This is a genomic window from Micromonospora sp. NRRL B-16802 (assembly GCF_001279555.1).
In the GTDB taxonomy this organism is placed as follows: Bacteria; Actinomycetota; Actinomycetes; order Mycobacteriales; family Micromonosporaceae; genus Micromonospora; species Micromonospora profundi.
Genome location: NZ_LGEB01000013.1, coordinates 78,655 through 102,803 on the forward strand (window position 1 = coordinate 78,655; position 24,149 = coordinate 102,803).

A 24,149-nucleotide genomic window follows, 5' to 3' on the forward strand; every position below is an offset into this window, starting at 1 on the left:
TCGGTCACCCCGAGTTACACGATAACCACCGATGCGGGTTTTCTCATCCGCTGAGCGGCCTCGATCCACGACGGACAGAGGGGTCAACCACGGCCGTACGGCGCAGGTCAGGGGGGTGGTCGGAAACTACTTCGGATCACCGGCCAGTCGGCATCGGCGGCCGTCCAGTCCTCGTCGTGGGTGATCCAGCCAAGCGTCCAGCGCCCGCCCCCGACGACGTCCTGCCGCGCGTGCAGCACTCCGCCGTGCGGTGTCCGCCATCGGGACTCCCACTCCGCGCCCGCGCCGGTGTCGGCGAGGCGCACCTCGTCGTACCCCACGAGAGCGCCGGCCGCGGCGGCCGCGTCCCGGAGCGCGCGCAGCCGGGTCAGCGGGTCGGGCGCGCCGCCCTCGGTGACGCTGAGGGCCCGGCCGGTCGCCGGGTCCTGGAAGCAGGTCACTGCCCCGTCGCGGGAGTAGCGCCAGGTAGCCGGCACCGAGATCCGGAAACCTGCGGTGTCCGCGTGCCACACCCAGCCGGGTGGAAGTCGCAGCCGCTCGCCCGGCGGCGGCGACCAGGCCGGCACCGGCGTGCCGACGATGTCCGGGCGTACGCAGGGAAACGGGGGAGGGGCGATGTTCTGTCCGCCCAGGGGCGGGACGGGTCGGCCACGGCGGTCGCCGGGCGGCCTGTCCGGCCCTCCACCGTCGTTCGGGCCGTCATCGCCGTACTGCCCGTCCGGGTCGCCGCCGGGCAGTTGATCCGTCGACGCTGTGGGGCGGGCGGCGGTGTCGCTCGGGCCGTCGCCGGCGAACGCCAGCGCGGTGCCGATGCCGGCGGCGACCGCCACCAGCAGCGCCGTGCCGACAAGCGCCGCCTGGCGTCCCGTCGGTCGCCGTCCCGATCGGGCGGCTGTCGCCGCCGCGCCGACCGCCACCTCCGCCGGCGGCCGACGGTCGGGCCCGCCGTCACCGGCGCTGGGCGAGACCGGGCCGGTGTCGCCCCGATCGCCATCACCCCGGCCGCCATCACCCCGGCCGGTGGCACCGGAGCCTGCGTCAGCCGGACCGGCGACGCCCGGGCTCCCGGCACCCGAGCTGTCGGCCGGCGCTGCGGCGTCGCTGGTCGCGGCGGCGTCGAGCAACCGGTGGGCCTCGTCGTGGCCGAGGCGCCGCCGTGGATCGCGGCACAGCAGTCCGGCGAGCACCGGCGCGAGCGGCCCGGCGTGCGGGGCCGGGTCCGGCGGGCCGGCGGCCAACGCGCTGAGGGTGGCCATCGCGGTGCTGCGGGCGTACGGGGAGCGGCCCTCCACAGCGGTGTGCAGGGTGGCGCCGAGCGACCACAGGTCGGCGGCCACTGAGGACACACCCTCGGCGGCGCGCTCCGGGGCGACGTACTGCGGGGAGCCGAGGACCATCCCGGGACGGGTCATCGCGCCGTCGCCGCCGTCGAAGGTGGCCAGCCCGAAGTCGGTGAGCATCACCCGCCCGTCGTTGGCCATGAGCACGTTCTGCGGTTTGACGTCGCGGTGCAGCACCCCCACCGCGTGCGCGGCCCGCAGCGCGTCGAGCAGGGCAAGGCCGATCCGGGCGGCCCGGATCGGCGCCAACGGCCCCTCGTCGTCGAGGACGTCCTGAAGGGTGCGTGAGGGGACGTACTCCATCACGATCCACGGGCTGCCCTCGACCGGGACGACGTCGTAGAGCCGGACCACGGCGGGGTGGTTGAGTCGGGCCGCGGCGCGGGCCTCCCGCAGGGTGCGCGAGCGCAACTCGGCCCGGTCGTGGTCGGTCAGCCAGTTCGGCGGTACGACCTCCTTGACGGCGACTTCGCGGTGCAGCATCTCGTCGTGGGCTCGCCACACCCGACCCATGCCCCCGCGACCCACCAGGTCGAGCAGCCGGTATCGACCGGCAATCAGCACCTGCGCACGCTCCTCCTCAGCCGCTGTCCGGGGTACACCCTATCCAGCGGATCGGAAGTCACCTATCGGTCGTCCGACCTACCTCAGCAGGCGGCGTGGTCGGCGGCAGCGAGCAGGTTGCCCTCCGGGACGGCGATCCGGGTACGGCCGCCGGCCAGTTGGGCAGCGGCGCGTCGGGCCTGGAGAGGGCCGTGCTCACGGCGTGCGCTGGCGTAACTGGCGGCGGTGCGGGCCGCGATGGTGGCCCAGCCGTACCGCTCGCCGACCATGGCGCGGGCACGTCGGGCGACCCGCCTGGCGAAGATCTCGTCGCCGAGGAGTTGACCGACAGCGCCGGCCAGGGCGGCCGGGTCACTGTGCGGAAACGTCACGCCTGTCACGCCGGGTTCGACGATCTCGGCGAGGCCACCGGTGCGGGCCACGGCCAGGGGCGCACCGGCAGCTGCCGCCTCCAGCGCCACCATGCCGAACGGCTCGTAGAGGCTGGGGACCACTGTCGCGTCGGTGGCGCCAAGCACCGCCGGGAGTTGGGTGGCGTCGAGGAAGCCCGTGAAGCTGACTGTCGAGCCGAGCGCCAGGCGGCGGGCCTCGGCCTCCAACTCGGCGCGGTACGGGCCGTCGCCTGCGATCACGACGCGCAGCCCGGGGTGCTGCTCGCGCAGCCGGGGTACGGCGTGCACGAGATGCTGCACGCCCTTCTCGTAGACGAGCCGTCCGGCGTACCCGACGAGGGGGCCGTCGGCGGCGAACCGGGCACGGGCCGACGCGACCGCGCGGGGCCGGGCCCGCCAGGCCCGGTCGTCGACGCCGTTGGGCACCACGTCGACCTGCTCGGCGGGTACGTCGAAGAGCGCGCCCACCTGGTCGCGCATGTAACCCGAACAGGTGATCACGCGGGTGGAGGCCCCGGTGAGCCAGTGTTCGACGCCGTGGATGGTGCGGTTCATCTCCTCGGGCAGCCAGCCCTGGTGCCGGCCCGCCTCGGTGGCGTGCATGGTCGTGACGAGCGGCAGGTCCAGGTGGTCGGAGAGGGTCATGGCGGTGTGGGCGACGAGCCAGTCGTGGGCGTGGATGACGTCGTAGGTGCCGGCTTCGGTGGCGCGCAGGGCGGTGCGGGTGAGGGTGTGGTTGAACGCCATGGTCCAGGCCAGCAGGCTGCCGGTGGCGAGGGGGAAGGTGACGGGGTCTTCGGGGGCGCGCAGGATGCGGACGCCGTCGGCGTACTCCTCAAGGGGTGCGCCGTCGGCGTGGCGGGTGACGACTGTGACTTCGTGGCCGGCGGCGGCCAGTGCGACGGAGAGGGCGTGGACGTGTCGGCCGAGGCCGCCGACGAGCACCGGCGGATATTCCCAGGACAGCATCAGCACCCGCAGGTGCCGGGCGGAGTGGATGTCGATCACGTGGGCGTCGGGTGACATTGCGGCCCCCTTTGAGTTGTCCCCGGGCGCGCGCCGACCGGCACCGAATCGGTGCCGCCGTCGCGCCTGGATCGGGCCCCATCCTGCCGGGGCCGAGATAACCAGCGGAGACACCGCCGTTGCGGTCATGTAAAGCGCTACTGGCCCTTTCGGCGCACCCGCAGCAGCTCGGCGACCGACCATGCCTGGAAAGGGCATCCGGTCGCGGCGTGCGGCGCGAGGCCGTCGGCTGTCTCGCTCACCGAGCCTAACCCATATTCGGTCAGATGTGCCTCAATGCCGACCAATACGTCATCGACCGACATCTTGCCCCTGCGGCACGCGTCGACGTACGGGCCGACAAGCCACGGCCACACAGTGCCCTGGTGGTAGCCGCCGTCCCGCTCCGCCGGACCACCCCGGTGCCGGCCCACGAACTCCGGCGAATCCGGGGCGAGACTGCGCGGCCCGAGCGGGGTGAGCAGCCCGGCCGCGACCCGCCGCAACGTCGGCTCGTCCGGCTCCAACGGCGCGAACGGCAACGACCAGGCCAGCAGCTGGTTGGGCCGCAGCGCGTCGTCGTCGTGCAGGGCCGCGCCACCAAGCGGGTACGCGGGCGCGGGCGCGTCGAGCACGTCGTACAGCCAGCCGGCCGGGGCCGGATAGCGGTCCCGGAACGAGGTGGTCGCCTGCCCGTGCCGCCGCCACAGCTCGTCCGCGTCCTGACCGGCCAGCTCGGTCAGCTCGGCGAGCCCGGCCAGCCCGTTGATCCACAGCGCGTTGACCTCGACGGGCTTGCCGGTACGCGGAGTGACAGGCACCCCGTACACGCGGGCGTCCATCCAGGTCAGGGCCGTGCCCGGGGCGCCCTGGGCGAGCAGCCCGTCGGCCGGGTCGACGCCGATGCCGTAGCGGGTGCCCGCCACGTGGGCGTCGACGACTGTCCGCAGCGCGGGCAGCAGCTCGTCGCCGAGGTCGGTGTCACCCGTGACGGTGACGTGTCGGCTCACCGCGTGCAGGAACCACAGCGTGCCGTCGACGGTGTTGTACTCCACCCGCCCGGTGTCGGCCGTGTTGGCGAGCATCCCCTCGGACAGCGTCGCCGCGTACGCCCGCAGCAGCTCCCGGCCCTCGGCGGCGCGGTTGGTGCAGAGGAAGAGACCCTCGTACGAGATCATCGTGTCCCGCGACCACGCGCCGAACCACGGGTACCCGGCGACCACGTCGACAGCCCCGCCGCCCGGGCGCACCACGAACGCGTCGGCGGCAAGCGTGAGCGTCGCCTCCACGTCATCCGTCGGGTTCGCGGCCGCCACCACCTGACGGTTGCGTCGCCGGGCGGTCTCCACGATCTGCGCGGCCGGCGGCGGTTCCTCGTCCAGCCGGCCCGCCCACGCCCGCACCGACACCGTGTCGCCGGGGCGCTCCAGCTCACCGACGAAGCGTCCCGCGTACCAGACGTCCTCGTCCGGGTGTAGCCCTCGGACTGCCTCCTCCCGGTGGTGCACGCCCAGCCACCACTGCCCCTCGGGGGTCCAGCCCGGGCCGGCGAGCCGGTACGCGCCCTCGACCACAGCGCCGTCGCCGACCGTCTCGACCTGCGGCGTGGGGCCGTCGGCCCGCCGCTCGCCGTGCGCGTCGCGCCAGGTGCAGGCGGCCGACAGCTCCAGCCGGACCGGGCCGCCGGCGATCAGCCGGTGCACCACCGCCACGCAGGACCGGCCAGGCAGCATGGCCAGCTCCCGCTCGATCACGACGCCGCCGATCCGCCACCGCCACCGGGGCAGCCCGTCGACCAGGTCGAAGCGTTCGAGCAGTTCGAAGCCGCGCGGGTCGACGTCACCGGAGGCCCACTCGTGCGCGCCGAGCCGGACCCGCGCGCCCGAGGGCAGGGTGACCGCCGGATCGAGACTTGCCAGTCCCACCTGACGGGACGCCGGAGTTTCGCCCGGGACCACCAGCAGACCGTGGTACCGGCGGGTGCGCAGTCCGGAGACCGTGCCCATCGCGTACCCGCCGACACCGTCAGGCACCAGCCACTCCCGGCTGGACGCGCTCGCCAGATCGCCACAGACCTGCGGGCCGAAGTGAATGTCGATCAACTTTCCTCCACCGACGGCAAGGTGTAACACGCCACGACGACAATGGCTGCTGTGGTCAAGTACGGAGACGGCGTCAAGGATGTGTACGTGATCACTGACCGATCGTCCTCCGACGCCTCGCCACCCGACGCTGAGCGGCTCCGGCTCGCCCAGGCCGACTCGGGGGAGCAGGACTGGCGCGCATGGGGTCCCTATCTGTCCGAACGGGCGTGGGGGACGGTACGGGAGGACTACAGCGAGCACGGTACGGCCTGGGACTACTTCCCGCATGACCACGCGCGGTCCAGAGCCTACCGGTGGAATGAAGACGGGATGGCAGGCGTCTGCGACGACCGGCAGACCTTCGCCTTCGCTCTCGCGCTGTGGAACGGCAAGGACCCGATCCTCAAGGAGCGGATGTTCGGCCTGGGCGGCGACAGCGGCAACCACGGCGAGGACGTCAAGGAGTACTGGTGGTACGAGGACTCCACGCCCACCCACTCCTGGATGCGCTGGCGCTACCACTACCCGCAGGCTGCCTTCCCGTACGACGAACTCGTCGCCGTGAACGCGCTGCGCGGCCGGGACGACACCGAGTACGAGCTGGTGGACACCGGCATCTTCGACGAGGACCGGTACTGGGCGGTGACAGTCGACTACGCCAAGGCGTCCCCGACCGACATGTGCATGGTGGTGACGGTCGCCAACCGGGGTGACCGGGCGGCGACCCTGCACGTGCTGCCCACCCTGTGGTTCCGCAACACGTGGGCGTGGGGTCTGCCCGGGGGCGACCGGATTCCCCGGCTGACCGGCGACGGCACCCGGCTGGTCGGTGAGCACCGGGTCCTCGGCCAACTGCTGCTCGAGGGCGACGGCGGCCCGGTGCCGCTGCTCTGCGACAACGACACGAACGCCGAGCGGCTCTGGGGCCTGCCGGGCCGCTCGAAGTACCCGAAGGACGGCATCAACGACCACGTGGTCAACGGCGCGCCCACCGTCAACCCCGCCCGGGAGGGCACCAAGGGCGCGCTGCACTACGTCCTCGACGTGCCGGCCGGCGGGCAGCGCCAGATCCGGTTGCGGCTGACCCGTACCGCGTCGCCTCCGGCGTCGGCCCCGCCGCCCCCGGCCGACCTTCGCGACGGCTTCGAGGCGGTGGTGTGGGCGCGGCGGGCCGAGGCGAACCGGTTCTTCGCAAGCGTGATCCCCGAGGCCGCCACAGCGGACGAGGCACTGGTCGCCCGGCAGGCCATCGCCGGGCTCATGTGGGGCAAGCAGTTCTACCACTTCGACGTCAAGCGCTGGCTCGAAGGCGACCCGGGCTCGACGCCGCCGGCCGGGCGCCGCCACGGACGCAACAGCGCCTGGTGGCACATGACCAGCTTCGACGTGATCTCCATGCCCGACCCGTGGGAGTATCCCTGGTACGCGGCCTGGGACCTGGCCTTCCACTGTGTGAGCATCGCTCGCGTCGACCCCGGCTTCGCCAAGGACCAACTGCTGCTCCTGCTGCGCGAGTGGTACCTGCACCCCAACGGGCAGATCCCCGCGTACGAGTGGGCGTTCGGTGACGTGAACCCGCCGGTGCACGCGTGGGCGGCGCTGAAGGTGTTCGAGATCGACGGCGGTCGGGACTTCGAGTTCCTGGCCCGGGTGATGCACAAGCTGCTGCTGAACTTCACCTGGTGGGTCAACCGCAAGGACACCGGCGGCAACAACGTCTTCGAGGGCGGCTTCCTCGGGCTGGACAACGTCGGGCCGTTCGACCGTTCGGCGGCGCTGCCAGTGGCGGGTGTGCTGGAGCAGTCCGACGGCACCGGCTGGATGGCCATGTACGCCCTCAACCTGCTGGACATCGCGATAGTGCTCGCCGAACACGACCGCACGTGGGTGGACACCGCCACCAAGTTCTTCGAACACTTCGCCTACATCGCCGCCGCCGCGTACGAGCAGGGGCTCTGGGACGACGAGGACGCCTTCTTCTACGACGTGCTGCGCCTCGCCGACGGCACGAAGGTGCCGTTGAAGGTCCGCTCGGTGGTCGGGCTGCTGCCGCTGGCCGCCACCACCAGGCTGACCGCCAAGACCCTGCACCGGCTGCCGGAGTTGGGCGCCCGGCTGCGCTGGTTCCTCACCAACCGCCCGGAGTACGCGCAGGTGATCGGCACCCGCCGCCTCGGCCCGGACGGACGCCAGCAGCGGCTGCTGTCCATGGTCGGCCCGGAGCAGGTGATCCGGCTGCTCGCCCGGATGCTCGACTCCGACGAGTTCCTCTCCGACTTCGGCCTTCGTACGCTGTCCCGCGCGCACCTGGACAAGCCGTTCTCGGTCACCCTCGGCGGGCAGGAGTTCTCCGTCGGCTACGAGCCGGCCGAGTCGACAAGCGGGCTGTTCGGCGGCAACTCGAACTGGCGCGGCCCGATCTGGATGCCGACGAACTTCCTGCTGATCAGCGCGTTGCGCGACTACGCGGCGTTCTTCGGCGACGACCTCCAGGTGGAGTATCCGACCCGCTCCGGCGTGAAGCGCACCCTGGACGAGATCGCCGACGACCTCTCGGCCCGGCTGATCTCGCTGTTCACCCAGGACGACTGGGGCCGCCGCCCGATCTACGGCGCGGCGCGCCTGTTCCAGACCCACCCGGACTGGCGGGACCTGATCGCGTTCCCGGAGTACTTCCACGGTGACAACGGCGCCGGCCTGGGCGCCTGGCACCAGACCGGCTGGACGGCGCTTGTCGCCGACCTGATCCTCACCCTGCGCCGCTGACCCACCCCGCCCTCGCCCCGACCGTGCCGCCCCGCCCCGCCCGCAAGATCCGAGCAACATCAGGGATGCTGCTGCCTCCGGCCAGCGTGAGACAGCAGTATCACCGAAAGTGCGCGGATCTTGCGGGCCTGTGCCCGCACCTCCGCGCCCATGATCGTGCTCGATCCTGGGTAGGGAGGTCGGACACCGTCGCGCTGATCGCGGGCAGCGCGGCTGACGCCCGGGACGCGCTAGTCAGTTGTCGGGCTGGCGTGGGCGCAGGCCGTTGAGGGCCGTGGTGAGGACACGATCGGCGTACTCGGCGGTGAGGGGGCCACTGTGGTGCAGCCACCTGTTGAGCAGGGGACCCCAGATCATCTCCACGGCCACGTCGAGGTCGAGGTCCTCGGCGAGTTGCCCCGCCTGCTGGGCGCTGCGCAGACGTTGGCGCTTGGCTTCCTTCAGCGGCCCGTCCAGCCGTTCGGCGTAGACGGCAGCCAGGTCCGGATCATGCGCGATCTCGGTGGCCAACGCCCGCATCGGCTGGTCGTAGCGGGGATCGTTCAACTCCTCGACAGTGGCGCGGAGCACCACGCGCAGGTCGGTTTCCAGGTCGCCGGTGTCGGGCAGCACCGGGGGCTCGCCCTCGCTGGCGCTGAGCAGGAGGAAGGCATCGAAGATGACAGCGCCCTTGGACGGCCACCAGCGGTAGATGGTCTGTTTGCCCACGCCGGCGCGCGCGGCGATGCCCTCGATGCTGAGTTTGGCGTAACCGACCTCCCGGAGCAGGTCGAACGCCGCCGCGAGGATGGCCTGGCGCGAGGTCTCCTTCCGGCGGGCGGCGTTGGGCGCGGCCCGGTGTTGCGTCGCCATGGGCCGAAAGATACCAGGTGCGAGACGGACCGTCTCGTCTTGACGGGCGGGATAGGCGAGGCCTACCGTCGGACACAGACGAGACGGTCCGTCTCGTCTCGGTAATCGAATGGAGATCGACTGTGCGCACCCCGACCGGCACCGCACCGCGTACCTGGTTCATCACCGGCGCCAGCCGCGGCCTGGGTCGCGCGTTCGCCATCGCCGCTCTCGAACGCGGCGATCGGGTGGTCGGCGCTGCCCGGACCATAGCCCGGGACGACTTCGACGAGCGTCACGGCGACCGTCTGCTCGCCCTGCCGCTCGACGTGACCGACCGGGCGGCGGTCTTCGCCGCCGTCGCCACCGCGGCCGAGCACTTCGGAGGGCTCGACATTGTCGTCAACAACGCCGGCACCATGTCGCTGGGCATGCTCGAAGAGTTCACCGAGGCGCAGGCGCGGGCACAGTTCGAGGTCAACGTGTTCGGCGCGCTCTGGGTCAGCCAGGCCGCGCTGCCGCACCTGCGGGCCCGACGGGCCGGCCACATCGTGCAGATCTCCAGCATCGCCGCACTGGGCGGCTTCCCGAGCACCGGAATGTACAGCGCGAGCAAGTTCGCGCTGGAGGGCATGAGTGAGGCGCTGGCCATGGAGGCCGCGACCTTCGGGGTCAAGGTCAGCATCGTGCAGCCCGGCGGCTACTGGACCGACCTGTACACAAGCGCGACCTCCGCAGGCCCGATGGAGGAGTACGGGCCACTGCGCGCCGAACTGGAGCGGCAGTGGGCCGAAGGCTCGATCGACAGTGAGCCCCGGCTGGCCGCCGAGGCGCTGCTGACACTCGTCGACAGCGACGAACCGCCGCTGCGGCTCCTGCTCGGCAGCATGGTCTACGACCTGGCGTTCGACATCTCGCGCCGCCGCATGGACACCTGGGCCGGCTGGGAGCAGGTGAGCAGGGCCGCTGAGCATGCCGTCCCGGCCCCTGGTGGCACGCCCTGACGCCAGTCACCAATCCGTCACCAAGCGACTACCTAAGGTGTTCGGCCGTACGCTCGGGTGCGTGCCCGGACCCACCGAAAAGGCCACCGAAGAGGAGCGGCGCGACCGCATCGTCGCGTTCGCACGAGAGTTCGCCGAGGCGGAGGGCTGGCCGGAGGTGAGCACCAGGCGTCTCGCCGAGCGGGCCGCCGTCGACCTCGGTGACCTCTACCGACACTTCGCGGATCTGGAGGCGCTGCTCGCCGCCGTCGCCGCGTGTGCCCTCGTCGACCTGGCCGCCGATCTGGCGGAGGCGCACGCGGAGGCCGCCGGCAGCGCCGAGGGCGCCTGGCCGGCCGTCGCGAGCGCGTACCTCGATTTCGCGTACGCCAATCCGGAGGTCTACGACGCGATGCTCGCGATGACCCCGGACCTCGCCCTCGGTGTTGATGGTGTTCCGGCCGCGCCGCGGGCGGTCTTCGCCGAGCTGCGGGCTGCCCTCGCCCCGCTTGCCGGGGGCCGGGACCCGGACACCCTCGCCGAAGTGGGCTGGAGCCTGCTGCACGGCGTCGTCATGCTCACCAGGGGTGGCCGGCTACGGCCAGAGGGGCAGGAGGAGCGGGAAGCGATGATCGCGGAGAGGCTGCTGCGGTGGCCGTGACGGCAGGCGGAAACTCGCTGGGTCCGGTACCGGGCACGCCCTAGAGTCTCGGATCATCGACGGAGTCAGCGCGAGAGGTGGCGGTATGACGGTGGACGCGGCGGCTCGGCGGGGTGCGCAGGTATTGATCTTCGACGCGGACGACACGCTCTGGGAGAACAACGTCGTCTTCGAGCGGGTGATCGACGACTTCCTCGGGTGGCTCGACCATCCGACTCTGGACCGGACGGAGATCCGGGCGATCCTGGACGACATCGAGCGGGCCAACGCCGTCGCGCACGGGTACGGCAGCAAGGTCTTCCTGCGCAGCCTGGCGGACTGCCTGGAACGGCTGCGCGAACGACCGGCCACCGACGTCGAACGGCAGGAGATCGACCGGCTGGCCCTGGCGCTCGTGGAGCACCGGGTGGAGCTGATGCCCGGCGTCGCCGAGGCGCTCGACGAGCTGGCCGGTCGGCACGAGCTGTTGCTGCTCACCAAGGGCGAGCGGGAGGAACAGCAGCGCAAGCTGGACGCCTGCGGGCTGCTGCACCACTTCCGGGCCGCGCACATCGTCGCCGAGAAGAAGGTCGACACGTACCGGTGGCTGGTCGGGGAGCACGGCTTCGACCCGGCTGGCGCGTGGATGATCGGCAACTCCCCGAAGTCGGACATCCTGCCGGCCCGGGCGGCCGGACTGAACGCCGTGTTCATTCCAAACGAGAACACCTGGGTGCTGGAGCACGACGAACTGGATCCGACCGACGCGGGCATCCTGCGGCTTGCCGAGTTCCGCGATCTGCTGCGGCACTTCTGAGCGCCTGAGGAATCTGAACAGCGCTGGCGGCGATGGGTGCGTTACGCCGACGTGCCGCTTTTCCCCTTTGAGATCAGTCACGCCCGCCGACGGTCCGTCGCGGCTTGTCGGTCCGTCGCGGCCGGCCTAGCCTGGGCCGGCGCTCACGGTCCTTCGGGGTGTGCCGGGGGCGTACCGGCGTCCGGCGGGTGGGCACCGTGGAGCTGAGTGCTGAAGCGGCCGGCTCTCTCCGTCGAGCTGCGCGGCGTCGTGCCACGTCCGGGCATGACGGGGTGCCGGAGCTGTCCGCTCCCTGCCGGTCCGCCGGGGGTCAGGGCCGGGTAGTTGCGGACCCGGCCCTGACCACGCTCCCCTCGATGCGGACACGGCCGACCGGACGATGCCGGCCGCGCTGGCGGCCGGCATCGACACCGTTTTCGCGCTCAGGACGCCTCGCCGCCGCGGACGATGGCCACCGCCACGCGGCAGAACTCGTCCATGTCCGGGTTGAAGCCGGCCGCGATGTCGGGGTGCAACCCGGAGCGGGTCTCATCCAGCAAACGCTGACAGACCTGCTCCACCGGCTCGCCGCCGTAGTTGGCACGGACCCGGTCGGTGGCCGCCTGGAGCGCCGAGGTCAGCTGGTCCTCCAGAGGACCGCGCAACTTCTGCTGCACAGCGTCGAGCCCGCGCGGGTCGAGCGTGACATGTGGTTCCGACATCGGTGCTCCCTTCGTCGGCGTCCGCGATACCCCACCGCGGCCGTCGGTCAAACGCCAGTGGGTACGGCGGCAACCCGCACCTGGTACGAGAATTCCTCCGCGGGCTCCTCCTGGTACGACAAACGGCGGATCTGCCTGTCGTCGTCGTAGAGGGCGACGTCCACCAGGACGCCCAGGTGCGCCAGGCCGATGTTGGACACCCGCTTCTTGTCCTGCAACACGGCGCAGACGCCGCCGAGCAGGGTGCTGGCGTCGGACGTACGGTGCCCGGGTGGGCAGCGCAGGACCAGGTCGACAGCGATCGGCCCGGGCAGCGGCGTCCAGCCGGTGCGCTGAGCCGCCTGCAGGGCGGCCTGAAGTAGGGCGCGGACCCTCGTCGCCTGCCGGTGCCCGGCGGCGAAGATGGACAGCGCTTCGGTCTTGACCGGTGGCAGGCCGCTCACCTCGAATGTCAGGGCGAGAGCGCGGGTGTCCTGCACGACGGCACCTCCTCGTTGGAAGGATCCTGCCGAACCGGGGAAGCGGCGGTGCGACGTTCCCGCGATTACCAACCGATCGGGCAGGCGGGGTCGGCCGGAGGCGTGTCGACGGCGGCGGCGAACGCGCTGGCTGCGGCGCTGGGAAAAACGCTAGTCGATGCGGCCCGCTCCCGGTAGTCGGTCGTTCACCCGGTAGGGCGGGGTGCGAAGGCGCAGAACTCGTTGCCTTCCGGGTCGGCCAGCACCCACCACCAGTGCGCCTCGTCGAGCGGTTCGCGCAGCAGCGTCGCGCCGGCCGCTATCAGTGCCATCGGCTCCGGGGCAACCAGGTCGACATCCCAGTGCAGCCGGTTCTTCACCGTCTTGGGCTCGGGCACACCGTCGAATCTCCAGCGGTCCCAGGGGAACCCGGCCGCGCCGACCACCGAGGCGTTGCCCGGCCCGTGCTCGACAGCGCCGCCGACCACGCGGGCCCACCAGGCCGCCTGGGCGGCAGGGTCGGCCGAGGCCACGACCAGCGCGGACGGGCCCGGCTGGGTGCCCGCGCCGACCGGGAACGCGCAGAACGAATTACCCTCCGGGTCGTTCAGCACCCACCAGCCGGCGTCGCCGGCCGGTTCGCCCACCAATCGGGCGCCGGCCGCGAGCAGCGCCGCCGGGTCCGCGCCGGCCAGCCGCAGATCCAGGTGTACGCGCGTCCTGCCGGCCCGTGGCTCGGGCACCCGGTTCACCCAGATCGACTCGGCGTCCGAGCCCGCCGAGCGGGGGTCGACGCGCGTGTCGCCGTCGCCGAGATCCACGACCTCGGCGTCGAGTGTCGCCGCCCAGAAGGCGCCCAGGCGGTGCGGGTCGGCGGCGTCCAGACACAGGTCCTTGAATCTCGCGATCACGGCCCCAGCATGCCTGCTCCGGACGTACCCCGTCAGTACTGCCCGGTGCCGACGGGTCGCCGCGCCGACGGCGGTAGATCTTGGACACTTTCCGTTCGTATCGAACGGAAAGTGTCCAAGATTCCCAACCGTCACCGATGGACCGGCGATCGTCCAGGCGTTGTGAGCCTCCGCCGCGTCGACCGGCGGGCAGGTTTCGTGGCTTCGCGGGTGGGGCAGTGTAGCCGCACAGAGCATCCCGAGTCGGCCTTTTCCGCAGCTTGTCGGCTTGGAAGCGGCTCGCCGCGCACCGGGGCGCGGATGCCTCCCCGGTCTTTCGCCGAAGAGAGGGGGAGGGCGATGACGGACCCCGAAACGGCTCGACACCGGCGTCGGCCGGCCGTCCGGCTGGGGGCGGCGGCTGCTGCGCTCGCACTGGCCGCGCCGCTTGCCGCGTGCGGCAGCGGCGGCGGTGACGGCGGTACGCCGACGATCAACCTGTACTACCCGCCCGAGCAGAACCTCCAGAAGGTCGTCGACGACTGCAACGCGCAGGCCCAGGGGCGCTACAAGATCGCCTACCGGGTGCTGCCGCGGCAGGCCGACGACCAGCGGGTGCAGATGGTGCGCCGGCTCGCCGCCGAGGACAGCGGCATGGACGTGCTCGGTCTGGACGTCACCTGGACGCAGGAGTTCGCAAGCGCCAAGTGGATCCGTGAGTGGACCGGCCAGGACAAGGCCGAGGCCGAGCAGGGCACCCTGTCCGGGCCGCTGGACACCGCCCGTTACGAGGGCAAGCTGTACGCCGCGCCGAAGAACACGAATGTGCAGCTGCTCTGGTATCGCAAGGACCTCGTGCCGCAGCCGCCGACCACCTGGGACCAGATGATCACGATGGCCCGGGAGCTCAAGGACCAGGGCAAGCCCCACCAGGTGCTCACGATGGGCGCCCAGTACGAGGGTCTCGTGGTGCTCTACAACACCCTCGCCGCGAGCGCCGGCGGCAAGATCCTTTCCGATGACGGCAAGCAGGCGGTGATGGACGAGGGCGCGGTCCGGGCGCTGGAGCAGTTGCAGCGCTTCGCCACGTCCGGCGTGACCTCGCCGTCGCTGAGCAACGCCACCGAGGACCCGGTGCGGCTGGAGTTCCAGGGCGGTTCGGGCGCGTTCCAGGTGAACTGGCCGTTCGTCTACCCGGCGCTTCAGGAGGCGAACCCGGAGCTTGCCAAGCAGGTCGGCTGGGCGCGCGTGCCCGGCGTCGACGAGGGCACGCCCAGCAAGGTCACGATCGGCGGGGTGAACCTGGCCGTCAGCTCGTACTCCAAGCACCCGGAGCTGTCCTTCGAGGCGGCGCGGTGTCTGCGCAGCGCCGAGCACCAGAAGTTCTCCGCCATCAACGACGGCGTGCCGCCGACCATCGAGGCGGTCTTCAACGACCCGGAGATGGCCGAGGCGTACCCGATGAAGGACACCATCCTGGAGCAGCTGAAGGACCCGGCGACCCGCCCGCTGACCCCGGCCTACCAGAGCATCTCCACAGTGACGTCGGCGATCCTGTCGCCGCCGTCGGCGATCCGCCCGCAGCAGACCGCCGACGAGCTGCGCGGCGCCATCGCCGACGCCCTCGAATCGAAGGGGGTGCTGCCGTGAGCGCGAGGAGTGAGCCGGGTTTGCGAGCCCCGCAGTCGCGAAGGAAGGTGACGCCGTGAGCGCGAGGAGTGAGCCGGGTTTGCGAGCCCCGCAGTCGCGAAGGAAGGTGACGCCGTGAGCGTCAACGCCACACCTGCCGGCACTGACACCGTCGCCGAGGAGACCAAGCCAGCCACAGTCCCCGCCCAGCGGGGCGGTCGCCGCAAGCCGCCGTTGAGCGAGAACAAGAAGGCCGAACGCAAGCTCGGCTGGCTGCTCTGCGCGCCCGCCGCGCTGGTAATGGTCGCGGTTACCGCGTACCCGATCATCTATTCGGTATGGCTGTCGTTGCAGCGCTACGACCTGCGCTTCCCCGACCAGCGCGAGTTCATCGGGCTGGAGAACTACATCACGGTGCTCACCAACGAGTTCTGGTGGACAGCGTTCGGGGTGACAATGCTGATCACGGTGGTCACCGTGGCCGTCGAGCTGGTGCTCGGCATGGGCTTGGCGATCATCATGCACCGCACCCTTGTCGGTCGCGGCCTGGTGCGGACCTCGGCACTGATCCCGTACGGGATCGTCACTGTCGTCGCCGCGTTCTCCTGGCGGTACGCGTGGACGCCCGGCACCGGCTACCTGGCCAACCTGTTCAGCGACGGCGCGCCGCTTACCGAGCGGGCCAGCTCCCTGGCGATCATCATGCTCGCCGAGATCTGGAAGACCACCCCGTTCATGGCGTTGCTGCTGATGGCCGGGCTGGCGCTGGTGCCGGAGGACCTGCTCAAGGCCGCCTCCACCGACGGCGCCACCGCGTGGCAGCGGTTCACCAAGGTGATGCTGCCGGTGATGAAGCCGGCGATCCTTGTCGCGCTGCTGTTCCGCACCCTGGACGCGTTCCGGGTCTTCGACAACATCTTCGTGCTGACGGCCGGCGGCAACGAGACGTCGTCGGTGTCGATGCTCGCCTACAACAACCTGATCCGGGGTCTGAACCTCGGCATCGGCTCGACGATGTCGGTGCTGATCTTCATCACCGTGGCGATCATCGCGTTCGTCTTCGTGAAGCTGTTCGGCACCGCTGCCCCGGGCAGCGACGACGGGGAGAGGCGCTGACATGGCCGTCGAAACCACCACCCGGGCGAAGGTGCGTTGGGGCCTGCTCGACATCCTGGTGATCGTCTTCGCGCTGGTCCCGGTGCTGTGGATCGCGTCGCTGTCGTTCAAGACGCCTGCCACTCTCACCGACGGGAAGTTCATCCCCCGCGAGTGGACGCTCGACAACTACAAGTCGATCTTCAACACCGACCAGTTCGTCCGGGCGCTGATCAACTCCATCGGTATCGCCCTGATCGCCACGCTGATCGCCGTGGTGCTCGGCGCGATGGCCGCGTACGCGATCAGTCGGCTGGATTTTCCCGGCAAGCGCCTGCTGGTCGGGGTGTCCCTGCTGATCGCGATGTTCCCGCAGGTGTCACTGGTGTCGCCGCTGTTCGAGATCGAGCGTCAGCTCGGCCTCTTCGACACCTGGCCCGGGCTGATCCTGCCGTACATCACCTTCGCGCTGCCGCTGGCGATCTACACGCTGTCGGCGTTCTTCAAGCAGATCCCGTGGGACCTGGAGAAGGCGGCGAAGATGGACGGCGCCACGCAGGCGCAGGCGTTCCGGCGCGTGATCGCCCCGCTGGCCGCGCCCGGCCTGTTCACCACGGCGATCCTGGTCTTCATCTTCTGCTGGAACGACTTCCTGTTCGCCATCACGCTGACCTCCACCGAACGCGCCCGTACGGTGCCGGTCGCCCTGTCGTTCTTCACCGGCGAGTCGCAGTTCGAGGACCCCACCGGGGCGATCTGCGCCGCCGCCGTGGTGATCACCGTTCCGATCATCCTGTTCGTTCTCTTCTTCCAGCGCCGCATCGTGTCCGGTCTGACCTCCGGCGCAGTCAAGGGATAGGTGGAAAGTCATGGCTGACATCGTGCTCGACAAGGTGAGCAAGAGTTTCCCGGACGGGACCGTCGCCGTGCAGGACGTCGACCTGGAGATCGCCGACGGCGAGTTCGTGATCCTGGTCGGCCCGTCTGGCTGCGGCAAGTCCACCACCCTCAACATGATCGCCGGGTTGGAGGACATCAGCTCCGGTGAGCTGCGCATCGGCGGCCAACGGGTCAACGACAAGGCTCCCCGGGACCGGGACATCGCCATGGTGTTCCAGTCGTACGCGCTGTATCCGAACATGACGGTGCGGGAGAACATGGCCTTCCCGCTGCGGTTGGCCAAGCTCGACAAGGAGACCATCAACTCGAAGGTCGACGAGGCGGCGAAGGTGCTGGAGCTGACCTCGCTGCTGGACCGCAAGCCGGCCAACCTCTCCGGTGGCCAGCGGCAGCGGGTGGCGATGGGCCGGGCGATCGTACGCAAGCCCAAGGCGTTCCTGATGGACGAGCCGCTGTCCAACCTCGACGCCAAACTGCGGGTGCAGATGCGGACTGTGGTGTCCCGTCTGCAGAAGCAACTCGGCACCACCACCGTCTACGTCACCCACGACCAGACCGAGGCGATGACCCTAGGCGACCGCGTGGTGATCATGAGGGGTGGGGCGATCCAGCAGGTCGGCCCGCCGCAGGAGCTGTACGACCACCCGCGCAACCTGTTCGTGGCCGGCTTCATCGGCTCACCGTCGATGAACTTCCTGCACGCCGCCGTGCAGGACGGCGGGCTGCACACCGCGCTGGGCGACGTCCCACTCGGCGACCGGGTACGCCGCGAACTGGAGGCCGCCGACGCGCCCCGCGAGCTGATCCTCGGTATCCGTCCCGAGCACTTCGAGGACGCCGAACTTGTCGACGACGACACCCGTCGCCGGGGCATCGAGTTCGAGGCGCCGGTGGACATCGTCGAGTCGATGGGCTCGGACAAGTACGTCTACTTCACTGTCGAGGGCGAGAAGGCGAGCGCCGCCGAGCTGGAGGAGTTGGCCGCCGACGCCGGCGCGTCCGACTTCGCCGGCGCTGGCGGCAACCTGGTGACCCGGCTGTCCGCGGAGTCACCGGTCACCGAGGGGGAGTCGCGCCGGGTCTGGTTCAACCTGGAGAAGATTCACCTGTTCGATCCGTCCAACGGTCGCAACCTCACGTTGCACGAGGGCCGGGCGGCCGGCGCGCTCGCCGACTGACAGCGTCCATCGTGACGGGGCCGGCGGGGAGACCCGCCGGCCCTCTCGTGTCCTGCGTGGAGCGTCCGACCGTGGCAAGGTGGTCGCAGGTCGCGTCGTGAGGCGGGGGACGGATGAATCGACGACTGGCCGCGCTGGCCAACGCGCACGGGGTGTCCACCTGGTACGAGGACTGGCGGCACCGCCGCGTCGAGGTCGCGCCGGAGACAGTGGTGGGCGTGCTCGGCCTTCTCGGGGTGGACGCCACCAGCCCGGCAGCGGTGGCCGACGCGCTCGCCGCCGCCCGCGCTGTCGACGGTGCCGCCCTGCCGGCGACCGTGGTGCTGGCCCACGGCACCTCCCGGCCACTTCCCGGCCCGGGTGTGGTGAGCCTGGAGGACGGTGGTCGCCGCGCGGTCGACGGTGAGCTGCCGGGCGACCTGCCGCTGGGCTGGCACCGGCTGGCCTGCGCTGGCCGGGAGGTGACGCTCGTCGTGGTGCCCCGCCGGCTGCCCGTGCCGCCGCGCACCTGGGGCTGGATGCTCCAGCTCTACGCGCTCAGTTCGCAGCGGTCGTGGGGCATGGGCGACTTCGGTGACCTCGCCGAGTTCACCGGCTGGGCCGGCGACAACGGCGCGGGGCTGGTGCTGCTCAACCCTCTGCACGCGGTCGGCCCGGCGCATCCGGTGGCCACCTCACCGTACTCACCGGCCAGCCGGCGCTTCGTCAACCCGCTCTACCTGCGGGTCAGCGACATCGCCGCGTACCGGGCGGCTGACCCGGCGACCCGTGCCGTTGTCGACGCGCTGCGCCCCGACCGTGGCGATCTGATCGACTACGACGAGGTGTGGGCCGCCAAGCGGCACGCCCTGGAGCTGCTGTACCCGTACGCCCAGCGGGCGGACCTCGCCGCGGACCCGGCGCTTACCACCTTCGCCACCTGGTGCGCGCTCGCCGAGCGGCACGGCAACGACTGGCGGGCGTGGCCCGCGGAGCTGCACCACCCCGACGCGCCCGCGGTCGCCGAGCAGCGCCGGCAGCTCGCCGACCGGGTGGCCCTGCACGCCTGGCTGCAACACCTCTGCGACGAGCAACTCGACGCCGTCACGGCGGCGGCCCGCGCGGCGGGGATGCCAGTCGGCGTCGTGCACGACCTGGCCGTCGGCATCGACCCGGGCGGCGCGGACGGCTGGCAACTCGCCGACGTGCTGGCGCAGGGCGTGCGGGTCGGCGCCCCACCGGACGACTTCAACCAGCTCGGCCAGGACTGGGGGCTCGCCGCGTGGCGGCCGGACCGGCTTGCCGAGACCGGGTACGCGGCGTACCGCGACATGCTGCGGCGGACCCTGCGGCACGCCGACGGCCTGCGTGTCGACCACGTCGCCGGGCTGTGGCGACTGTGGTGGGTCCCACCGGGCGCCGGTGCCGCCGAGGGCACCTACGTGCGCTACGACGCGGAGGCGATGCTCGGCATCCTCGCGCTGGAGGCGCACCGGGCCGGCGCGGTGGTGGTCGGTGAGGATCTCGGCACCGTCCAACCCGCCGTGACACGGGGGCTGCGGGGGCGCAACATGCTCGGCTCGACGGTGCTGTGGTTCGCCCGCGACGACGACGGCGACTTCGTCAGGCCGTCGCGCTGGCCACGCAACGCGCTGGCCACGATCTCCACCCACGACCTGCCGACCGCGCCAGGCTTCCTGACCGGCGAGCACGTCCGGGTACGCGACGAGTTGAAGCTGCTCGGCACCGACGTGGCTGTGGAACGGGCCCGGGCCGCCACCGACCGGGATCGGCTGGTGGCGATGCTGCGCGACGAAGCGCTGCTGCCGTCGCCGGTCGAGTCGGCCGACCCGGCGTCGACCGATGGGCCGGCCCGACCCGACGACGGCGACGTGGTGGTCGCGATGCACGCCGCGCTCGCGGCCAGCCCGGCCCGCCTGCTCGGCGTCTCGCTCTACGACGTGCTGGGCGAGGTGCGCCAACCCAACATGCCGGGCACTGTGGACGAGTATCCGAACTGGCGGCTGCCGCTGCCGGCCACCGTGGCGCAGATCCGCGAGGATCCCCGGGTTGCCCGGGTCGCCGATCTGCTCACCGCTGCCCGCCCGCGCTCGGGTTCCGCGCGGTCGGCCGCCGTGCAGCCGGCCACCGGGTCGGCGCGTCCCGCCGACGACTGACGCCTCATCCGGGTGCCCGGTCGGTGGTGACGCTGGCCGGGCGCTCGCGGCGAGCGGTCACGTACGCCAGTCGAAGCGGGGAGGCAGACCGAGGAAGTCCGCGTACCGCCCGAGAGCCCGCTCCACGCCTGCCCGGGCGGCGGCGTCGAGCGTCGCCAGCGGCTGGATCGTCACGGTCACCGCGGTCCGGCCGATCTTGCGTTTCCACACGCCGACCACCCGGCCGGCGCGGACCACTGTGGCCTGGAAGATGCCGTTGTTGCCCGGCACCACTGCCGGTTGGTGCGCGGGGTCGAGCATCAGCGTGCGGTCCCGGTAGCCGAGCAGGTACTCGTCGAAGCCCGGCAACACGAGCACGTCGTCAAGCGACGAGCCTGCCTCGTCGGCTGCCACCGGGCCGGCCAGCGCGGCGTCGACGAGCGCCGCGTCCACGTGCATCGGCTCGCCGTCGACGCGTACCGTGCCCAGACCTTCGGCGGCGGCCAGGCCGCGCCGCGCGTCGGTGAGTGTGAGGCCGCTCCAGCCGGCGAACTCGCGGGCCGTGACCGGGCCGTGCCCGCGCACGTAGCGGTGGGCGAGCATCGCCAGCGCCTCGTCCCGCTCGGGCCGTCGTGGCGCCGGTGCCCACTCGTCGAGCAGCGCGAACGTCTGCTCGGTGCCGACGTTCGGTGCCACGCAGGTCACCCCGCGCACGCTCGAATACCAGAGCAGGTGGTAACCCCGCTGGCCGTCGGTCGCCACCCCTGCCGCGCGGAGGGTCGCCAGGCACTGTGCCCGGGTGAGTCGGCCGCCGCCGGCCAGCGCGGCGCCCAGGACGTCCACGGCCCGCTCCGCGTCGTCGTCGGTGAGCCCCAGGCGGGCTCGACGGGTCGCCAGGCCAGCCAGCGAGCGGACGCCGGTGAGCTCCAGCATCCAGCGGGCGTCGGCGGGCGGGACGAGGTGCACGGTGCCGCGCATCGGCCAGGTGCGCAGGGCCTCGCGCCGTTCCAGCGCCGCCTGCACGTCGGCCATGCTCCGGCCGGGCAGCCGCGCCCCCAGCGACCAGAGCCCGCTGGCCAGATCCTGTGCCTGCATCGCGCCGAACCACTCGACCACAGCGGCGACGCTCCCGGGGCGGGTGCTCGGATGCGGGCGCAGCAGCAGGCTTGTCATCCGTAGCGCCAGCGCGTCGGCCGCGCCGAGGTCAGCATTCATGGCACCCTTCCCGGTCGTCGTCGCGCAGCCTAGGCCCGCCGTACGACAGCAGGCTTAACGGTCGCCGGAGTGGGAATGCGCCGCCGGAAGTACGCGTACCGCGCGTACGGAAGGGAGTGCCATGACTGCCGCAAGCGAGCCGGCACGGGGCGCCGGTGAACCGGCCGGGTCCCGGACCCATCGGGCGTCCGTCAACGCCAAGACCAGCGCGGCCGCCACCTTCGCCCTCGTCTTCGGCGTGGCTGGCCTGCTCAGCGTGCTGACCGCGATCCTCGCCTGGATCGGGCTGATCCTTGGCATCATCGGCGTCATCCTCGGCATCTTCGGGCTGAAGATGAGCCGGCGGCCCGGAGTGACCGGCCGTGGGGTGGCCATCGGCGGCCTCGTGCTGAGCATCCTGGCCGTGCTGATCGGCTTGGGTCTGGCCGCTGGCATCACCACCTTCGTCAACAACGACAGCGCGGTGGACCGCCTCCAGCAGCAGGTCGACGACCTGCGCGACAAGCTCGACTGACGGCACGTCGAGGCACACGCACCGGGTGGCCGGCCGAACGGGATGACTGAACGGCCGCCACAGTAGGGTGGTCGGCGTGCTCCGCCAGGTCACCGCGATCCGTTACGTCACCCCGCTGCGCGAGGGTGGCTCGCTTCCGGGCGTCGTGGAGGCCGACGACCTCGGCACGTACGTGGCGAAGTTCCGGGGCGCCGGGCAGGGGCCGAAGGCGCTCGTCGCCGAGGTGATCTGCGGCGAGCTGGCCCGCCGGTTGGAGCTGCGGGTGCCGTCACTCGTGGTCCTGGACGTCGACCCGGTGATCGGGCGGGCCGAGCCCGACCAGGAGGTGCAGGAGCTGCTCCGCAACAGCGGCGGCGCCAACCTGGGGATGGACTTCCTGCCGGGGGCTCTGGGCTTCGACCCGGTCGCGCACCCCGTGGACCCGACGCTGGCGTCCCGGGTGCTCTGGTTCGACGCGTACGTGCAGAACGTCGACCGGAGCTGGCGCAACCCGAACCTGCTGGTCTGGCACCGGGACCTGTGGCTGATCGACCATGGCGCTGCCCTGTACTTCCACCACAACTGGCCCCGCGCCGAAGCCGCGGTGCACCGGCCCTACCGGGCCGAGGATCACGTGCTGGCGCCGTACGCCGACCGGATGGCCGAAGCCGACGCCGAGTTGGCGCCCCTGATCACCCCGGAGCTGCTCGCCGAGGTGCTGGCGCTGGTGCCCCCGGAGTGGCTGACCGCTGCCGACTTCGACTCGGCCGACGCGGCCCGGGAGGCGTACGTGGCGCACCTGTCGCAGCGGGTCGCCCGGTCGGTGGACTGGCTACCGGCGGGGGACGCCGCGTGAGACACCCCTTCGAGTACGCCATCATCCGGCTGGTGCCCCGCATCGAGCGCGGCGAGCAGATCAACGTCGGTGTGCTGCTCTACTGCCAGCAGCGCGACTTCCTGGCCGCGCGGACACACCTGGATGCCGACCGGGTCCGCGCGCTGGCCCCCGACGTCGACCTGCCGGCCGTGGCAGCGGTCCTCGATTCCTGGGACCGGACCTGCGCCGGTGACGGACCGGCGACCCGGATGCGGCTCGGTGAACGGTTCCACTGGCTGGCAGCACCGCGCAGCACGATGATCCAGGCCGGCCCGGTGCACACCGGGCTCACTGCCGACCCGGCGGCCGAGGTGGACCGGCTGATGGCGGCGCTGGTCCGCTGACGGCGTGACCACGGGCCCTCTGACGAGCGCCAGAACAGCCCTGCAGCCCGGCTGTCGTTTGTCGTGCGATCGGGAGGGTAGTCGCGAGAGCTTGAGCCGAATCAAGAGGGGACACGACTTATGGCTGCTCAGACCAAGGTGGCGGTGATCTACTACAGCGCCACAGGCATCACGTACCAGATGGCGCAGGCCGTCTGCGAGGCCGCGGGCGAAGCCGGCGCCGACGTACGCCTCCGCAAGGTGCGGGAGTTGGCGCCGGACGAGGCGATCCGCTCCAACTCCGGTTGGCAGGCGCATCACCTGGAGACCCAGGACGTCCCCGAGGCGATGGTCGACGACCTGTCCTGGGCCGACGTGGTGATCATGGGTGCGCCGACCCGGTACGGCATGGTCGCCGCCCAGCTGAAGCAGTTCATCGACACCACAGGCCCGCTCTGGGCCAAGGGCGCGCTGGCCAACAAGGTCTATTCCGCGTTCACCTCGACGGCGACCTTGCACGGCGGGCAGGAGACCACGCTTACCGCGCTCTTCAACGTCTTCTACCACTGGGGCGGGATCGTGGTCACCCCCGGCTACACCGACTCCAGCCAGTTCATCGCCGGCAACCCGTACGGGGCCTCACACGTCAGCAACAACGGTGAGATCGCCCCGGACGCCGTGGCGCTTGGCGCCTGCGCCCTCACCGCCCGCCGGGCCGTGCTGATCGGTGCCGCGCTGAAGCAGGGCATGGCCGGCTGACCCGCAGCCGCAGACCCCCGATACGCCTGGGTACCGGTGGCGCGGGCGGGGGCTCTCGGCCCGCCCGCGCCACC

Annotated in this window: 21 protein-coding genes; 13 read left to right on the forward strand and 8 right to left on the reverse strand. The window is 71.5% G+C overall.

Annotated elements, in window-relative coordinates:
- Positions 1-107: 107 nt before the first annotated feature.
- The 3 genes from ADK66_RS04415 to ADK66_RS04425 all read right to left on the reverse strand — a co-directional run bounded on the left by ADK66_RS04415 (position 108) and on the right by ADK66_RS04425 (position 5,403).
- Positions 108-1,904, reverse strand: a complete 1,797-nt coding sequence (locus tag ADK66_RS04415; RefSeq protein ID WP_053652596.1) for a serine/threonine-protein kinase — start codon at positions 1,902-1,904, stop codon at positions 108-110.
- 83 nt (positions 1,905-1,987) lie between these two features.
- Positions 1,988-3,322, reverse strand: a complete 1,335-nt coding sequence (locus tag ADK66_RS04420) for a glycosyltransferase family 4 protein (protein ID WP_157552203.1) — start codon at positions 3,320-3,322, stop codon at positions 1,988-1,990.
- 137 nt (positions 3,323-3,459) lie between these two features.
- On the reverse strand, positions 3,460-5,403 hold the full coding sequence (locus ADK66_RS04425; protein WP_053652597.1) for an amylo-alpha-1,6-glucosidase: 1,944 nt from the start codon (positions 5,401-5,403) through the stop codon (positions 3,460-3,462).
- A 42-nt stretch (positions 5,404-5,445) separates the two neighbouring features.
- On the opposite strand from ADK66_RS04425, the gene ADK66_RS04430 reads away from it, so the two are divergent.
- Positions 5,446-8,151, forward strand: a complete 2,706-nt coding sequence (locus ADK66_RS04430) for a glucosidase (protein WP_053652598.1) — start codon at positions 5,446-5,448, stop codon at positions 8,149-8,151.
- Between the two features lie 234 nt (positions 8,152-8,385).
- Here the strand turns inward: ADK66_RS04430 and ADK66_RS04435 are convergent, their stop codons facing one another.
- Positions 8,386-9,003, reverse strand: coding sequence for a TetR/AcrR family transcriptional regulator (locus ADK66_RS04435; RefSeq protein WP_053652599.1), 618 nt, complete (start codon positions 9,001-9,003; stop codon positions 8,386-8,388).
- A 122-nt stretch (positions 9,004-9,125) separates the two neighbouring features.
- Between ADK66_RS04435 and ADK66_RS04440 the strand changes: the two genes are divergently transcribed.
- The 3 genes from ADK66_RS04440 (at position 9,126) to ADK66_RS04450 (ending at position 11,422) form a co-directional block, all read left to right on the forward strand.
- Complete coding sequence (locus ADK66_RS04440) at positions 9,126-9,986, forward strand: SDR family oxidoreductase (protein WP_053652600.1); 861 nt, start codon at positions 9,126-9,128, stop codon at positions 9,984-9,986.
- A gap of 61 nt (positions 9,987-10,047) precedes the next feature.
- Positions 10,048-10,626, forward strand: a complete 579-nt coding sequence (locus ADK66_RS04445) for a TetR/AcrR family transcriptional regulator (RefSeq protein WP_231639897.1) — start codon at positions 10,048-10,050, stop codon at positions 10,624-10,626.
- A gap of 85 nt (positions 10,627-10,711) precedes the next feature.
- The gene (locus ADK66_RS04450) at positions 10,712-11,422 is read left to right on the forward strand and encodes an HAD family hydrolase (RefSeq protein ID WP_053652602.1); all 711 of its coding nucleotides are present in this window, start codon (positions 10,712-10,714) and stop codon (positions 11,420-11,422) included.
- Positions 11,423-11,844: 422 nt separating this feature from the next.
- On the opposite strand, the gene ADK66_RS04455 is transcribed toward ADK66_RS04450, so the two are convergent.
- From ADK66_RS04455 to ADK66_RS04465, 3 genes are all read right to left on the reverse strand, one after another.
- Positions 11,845-12,123 (reverse strand): hypothetical protein, encoded by a 279-nt coding sequence (locus tag ADK66_RS04455; protein WP_053652603.1) that lies wholly within the window; start codon positions 12,121-12,123, stop codon positions 11,845-11,847.
- Between the two features lie 47 nt (positions 12,124-12,170).
- Positions 12,171-12,602, reverse strand: coding sequence for a hypothetical protein (locus ADK66_RS04460; protein WP_053652604.1), 432 nt, complete (start codon positions 12,600-12,602; stop codon positions 12,171-12,173).
- A 185-nt stretch (positions 12,603-12,787) separates the two neighbouring features.
- Positions 12,788-13,492: a VOC family protein gene (locus ADK66_RS04465; RefSeq protein WP_053652605.1), complete on the reverse strand. Its 705-nt coding sequence runs from the start codon at positions 13,490-13,492 to the stop codon at positions 12,788-12,790.
- A 339-nt stretch (positions 13,493-13,831) separates the two neighbouring features.
- Between ADK66_RS04465 and ADK66_RS04470 the strand changes: the two genes are divergently transcribed.
- From ADK66_RS04470 to malQ, 5 genes are all read left to right on the forward strand, one after another.
- Complete coding sequence (locus tag ADK66_RS04470; RefSeq protein WP_053652606.1) at positions 13,832-15,121, forward strand: ABC transporter substrate-binding protein; 1,290 nt, start codon at positions 13,832-13,834, stop codon at positions 15,119-15,121.
- 114 nt (positions 15,122-15,235) lie between these two features.
- Positions 15,236-16,216, forward strand: coding sequence for a carbohydrate ABC transporter permease (locus ADK66_RS04475; protein ID WP_053652607.1), 981 nt, complete (start codon positions 15,236-15,238; stop codon positions 16,214-16,216).
- 1 nt (position 16,217) lies between these two features.
- Positions 16,218-17,054, forward strand: coding sequence for a carbohydrate ABC transporter permease (locus ADK66_RS04480; protein WP_053652608.1), 837 nt, complete (start codon positions 16,218-16,220; stop codon positions 17,052-17,054).
- Between the two features lie 10 nt (positions 17,055-17,064).
- The gene (locus ADK66_RS04485) at positions 17,065-18,273 is read left to right on the forward strand and encodes an ABC transporter ATP-binding protein (RefSeq protein ID WP_053652609.1); all 1,209 of its coding nucleotides are present in this window, start codon (positions 17,065-17,067) and stop codon (positions 18,271-18,273) included.
- Between the two features lie 113 nt (positions 18,274-18,386).
- On the forward strand, positions 18,387-20,429 hold the full coding sequence (malQ, locus tag ADK66_RS04490; protein ID WP_053652610.1) for a 4-alpha-glucanotransferase: 2,043 nt from the start codon (positions 18,387-18,389) through the stop codon (positions 20,427-20,429).
- Positions 20,430-20,486: 57 nt separating this feature from the next.
- Here malQ and ADK66_RS04495 read toward each other — a convergent pair whose 3' ends face one another.
- Positions 20,487-21,623: a winged helix DNA-binding domain-containing protein gene (locus ADK66_RS04495; protein WP_053652611.1), complete on the reverse strand. Its 1,137-nt coding sequence runs from the start codon at positions 21,621-21,623 to the stop codon at positions 20,487-20,489.
- A 121-nt stretch (positions 21,624-21,744) separates the two neighbouring features.
- On the opposite strand from ADK66_RS04495, the gene ADK66_RS04500 reads away from it, so the two are divergent.
- From ADK66_RS04500 to wrbA, 4 genes are all read left to right on the forward strand, one after another.
- Complete coding sequence (locus ADK66_RS04500) at positions 21,745-22,137, forward strand: DUF4190 domain-containing protein (protein WP_053652612.1); 393 nt, start codon at positions 21,745-21,747, stop codon at positions 22,135-22,137.
- 76 nt (positions 22,138-22,213) lie between these two features.
- Complete coding sequence (locus ADK66_RS04505; protein ID WP_053652671.1) at positions 22,214-22,972, forward strand: HipA family kinase; 759 nt, start codon at positions 22,214-22,216, stop codon at positions 22,970-22,972.
- Positions 22,969-23,337, forward strand: coding sequence for a DUF3037 domain-containing protein (locus tag ADK66_RS04510; RefSeq protein ID WP_053652613.1), 369 nt, complete (start codon positions 22,969-22,971; stop codon positions 23,335-23,337). Before ADK66_RS04505 ends, ADK66_RS04510 begins: the two co-directional genes overlap by 4 nt.
- A gap of 120 nt (positions 23,338-23,457) precedes the next feature.
- Entirely contained in the window at positions 23,458-24,075 is a 618-nt protein-coding gene (gene wrbA / locus ADK66_RS04515) for an NAD(P)H:quinone oxidoreductase (RefSeq protein ID WP_053652614.1), read from the forward strand.
- Positions 24,076-24,149 lie beyond the last annotated feature (74 nt).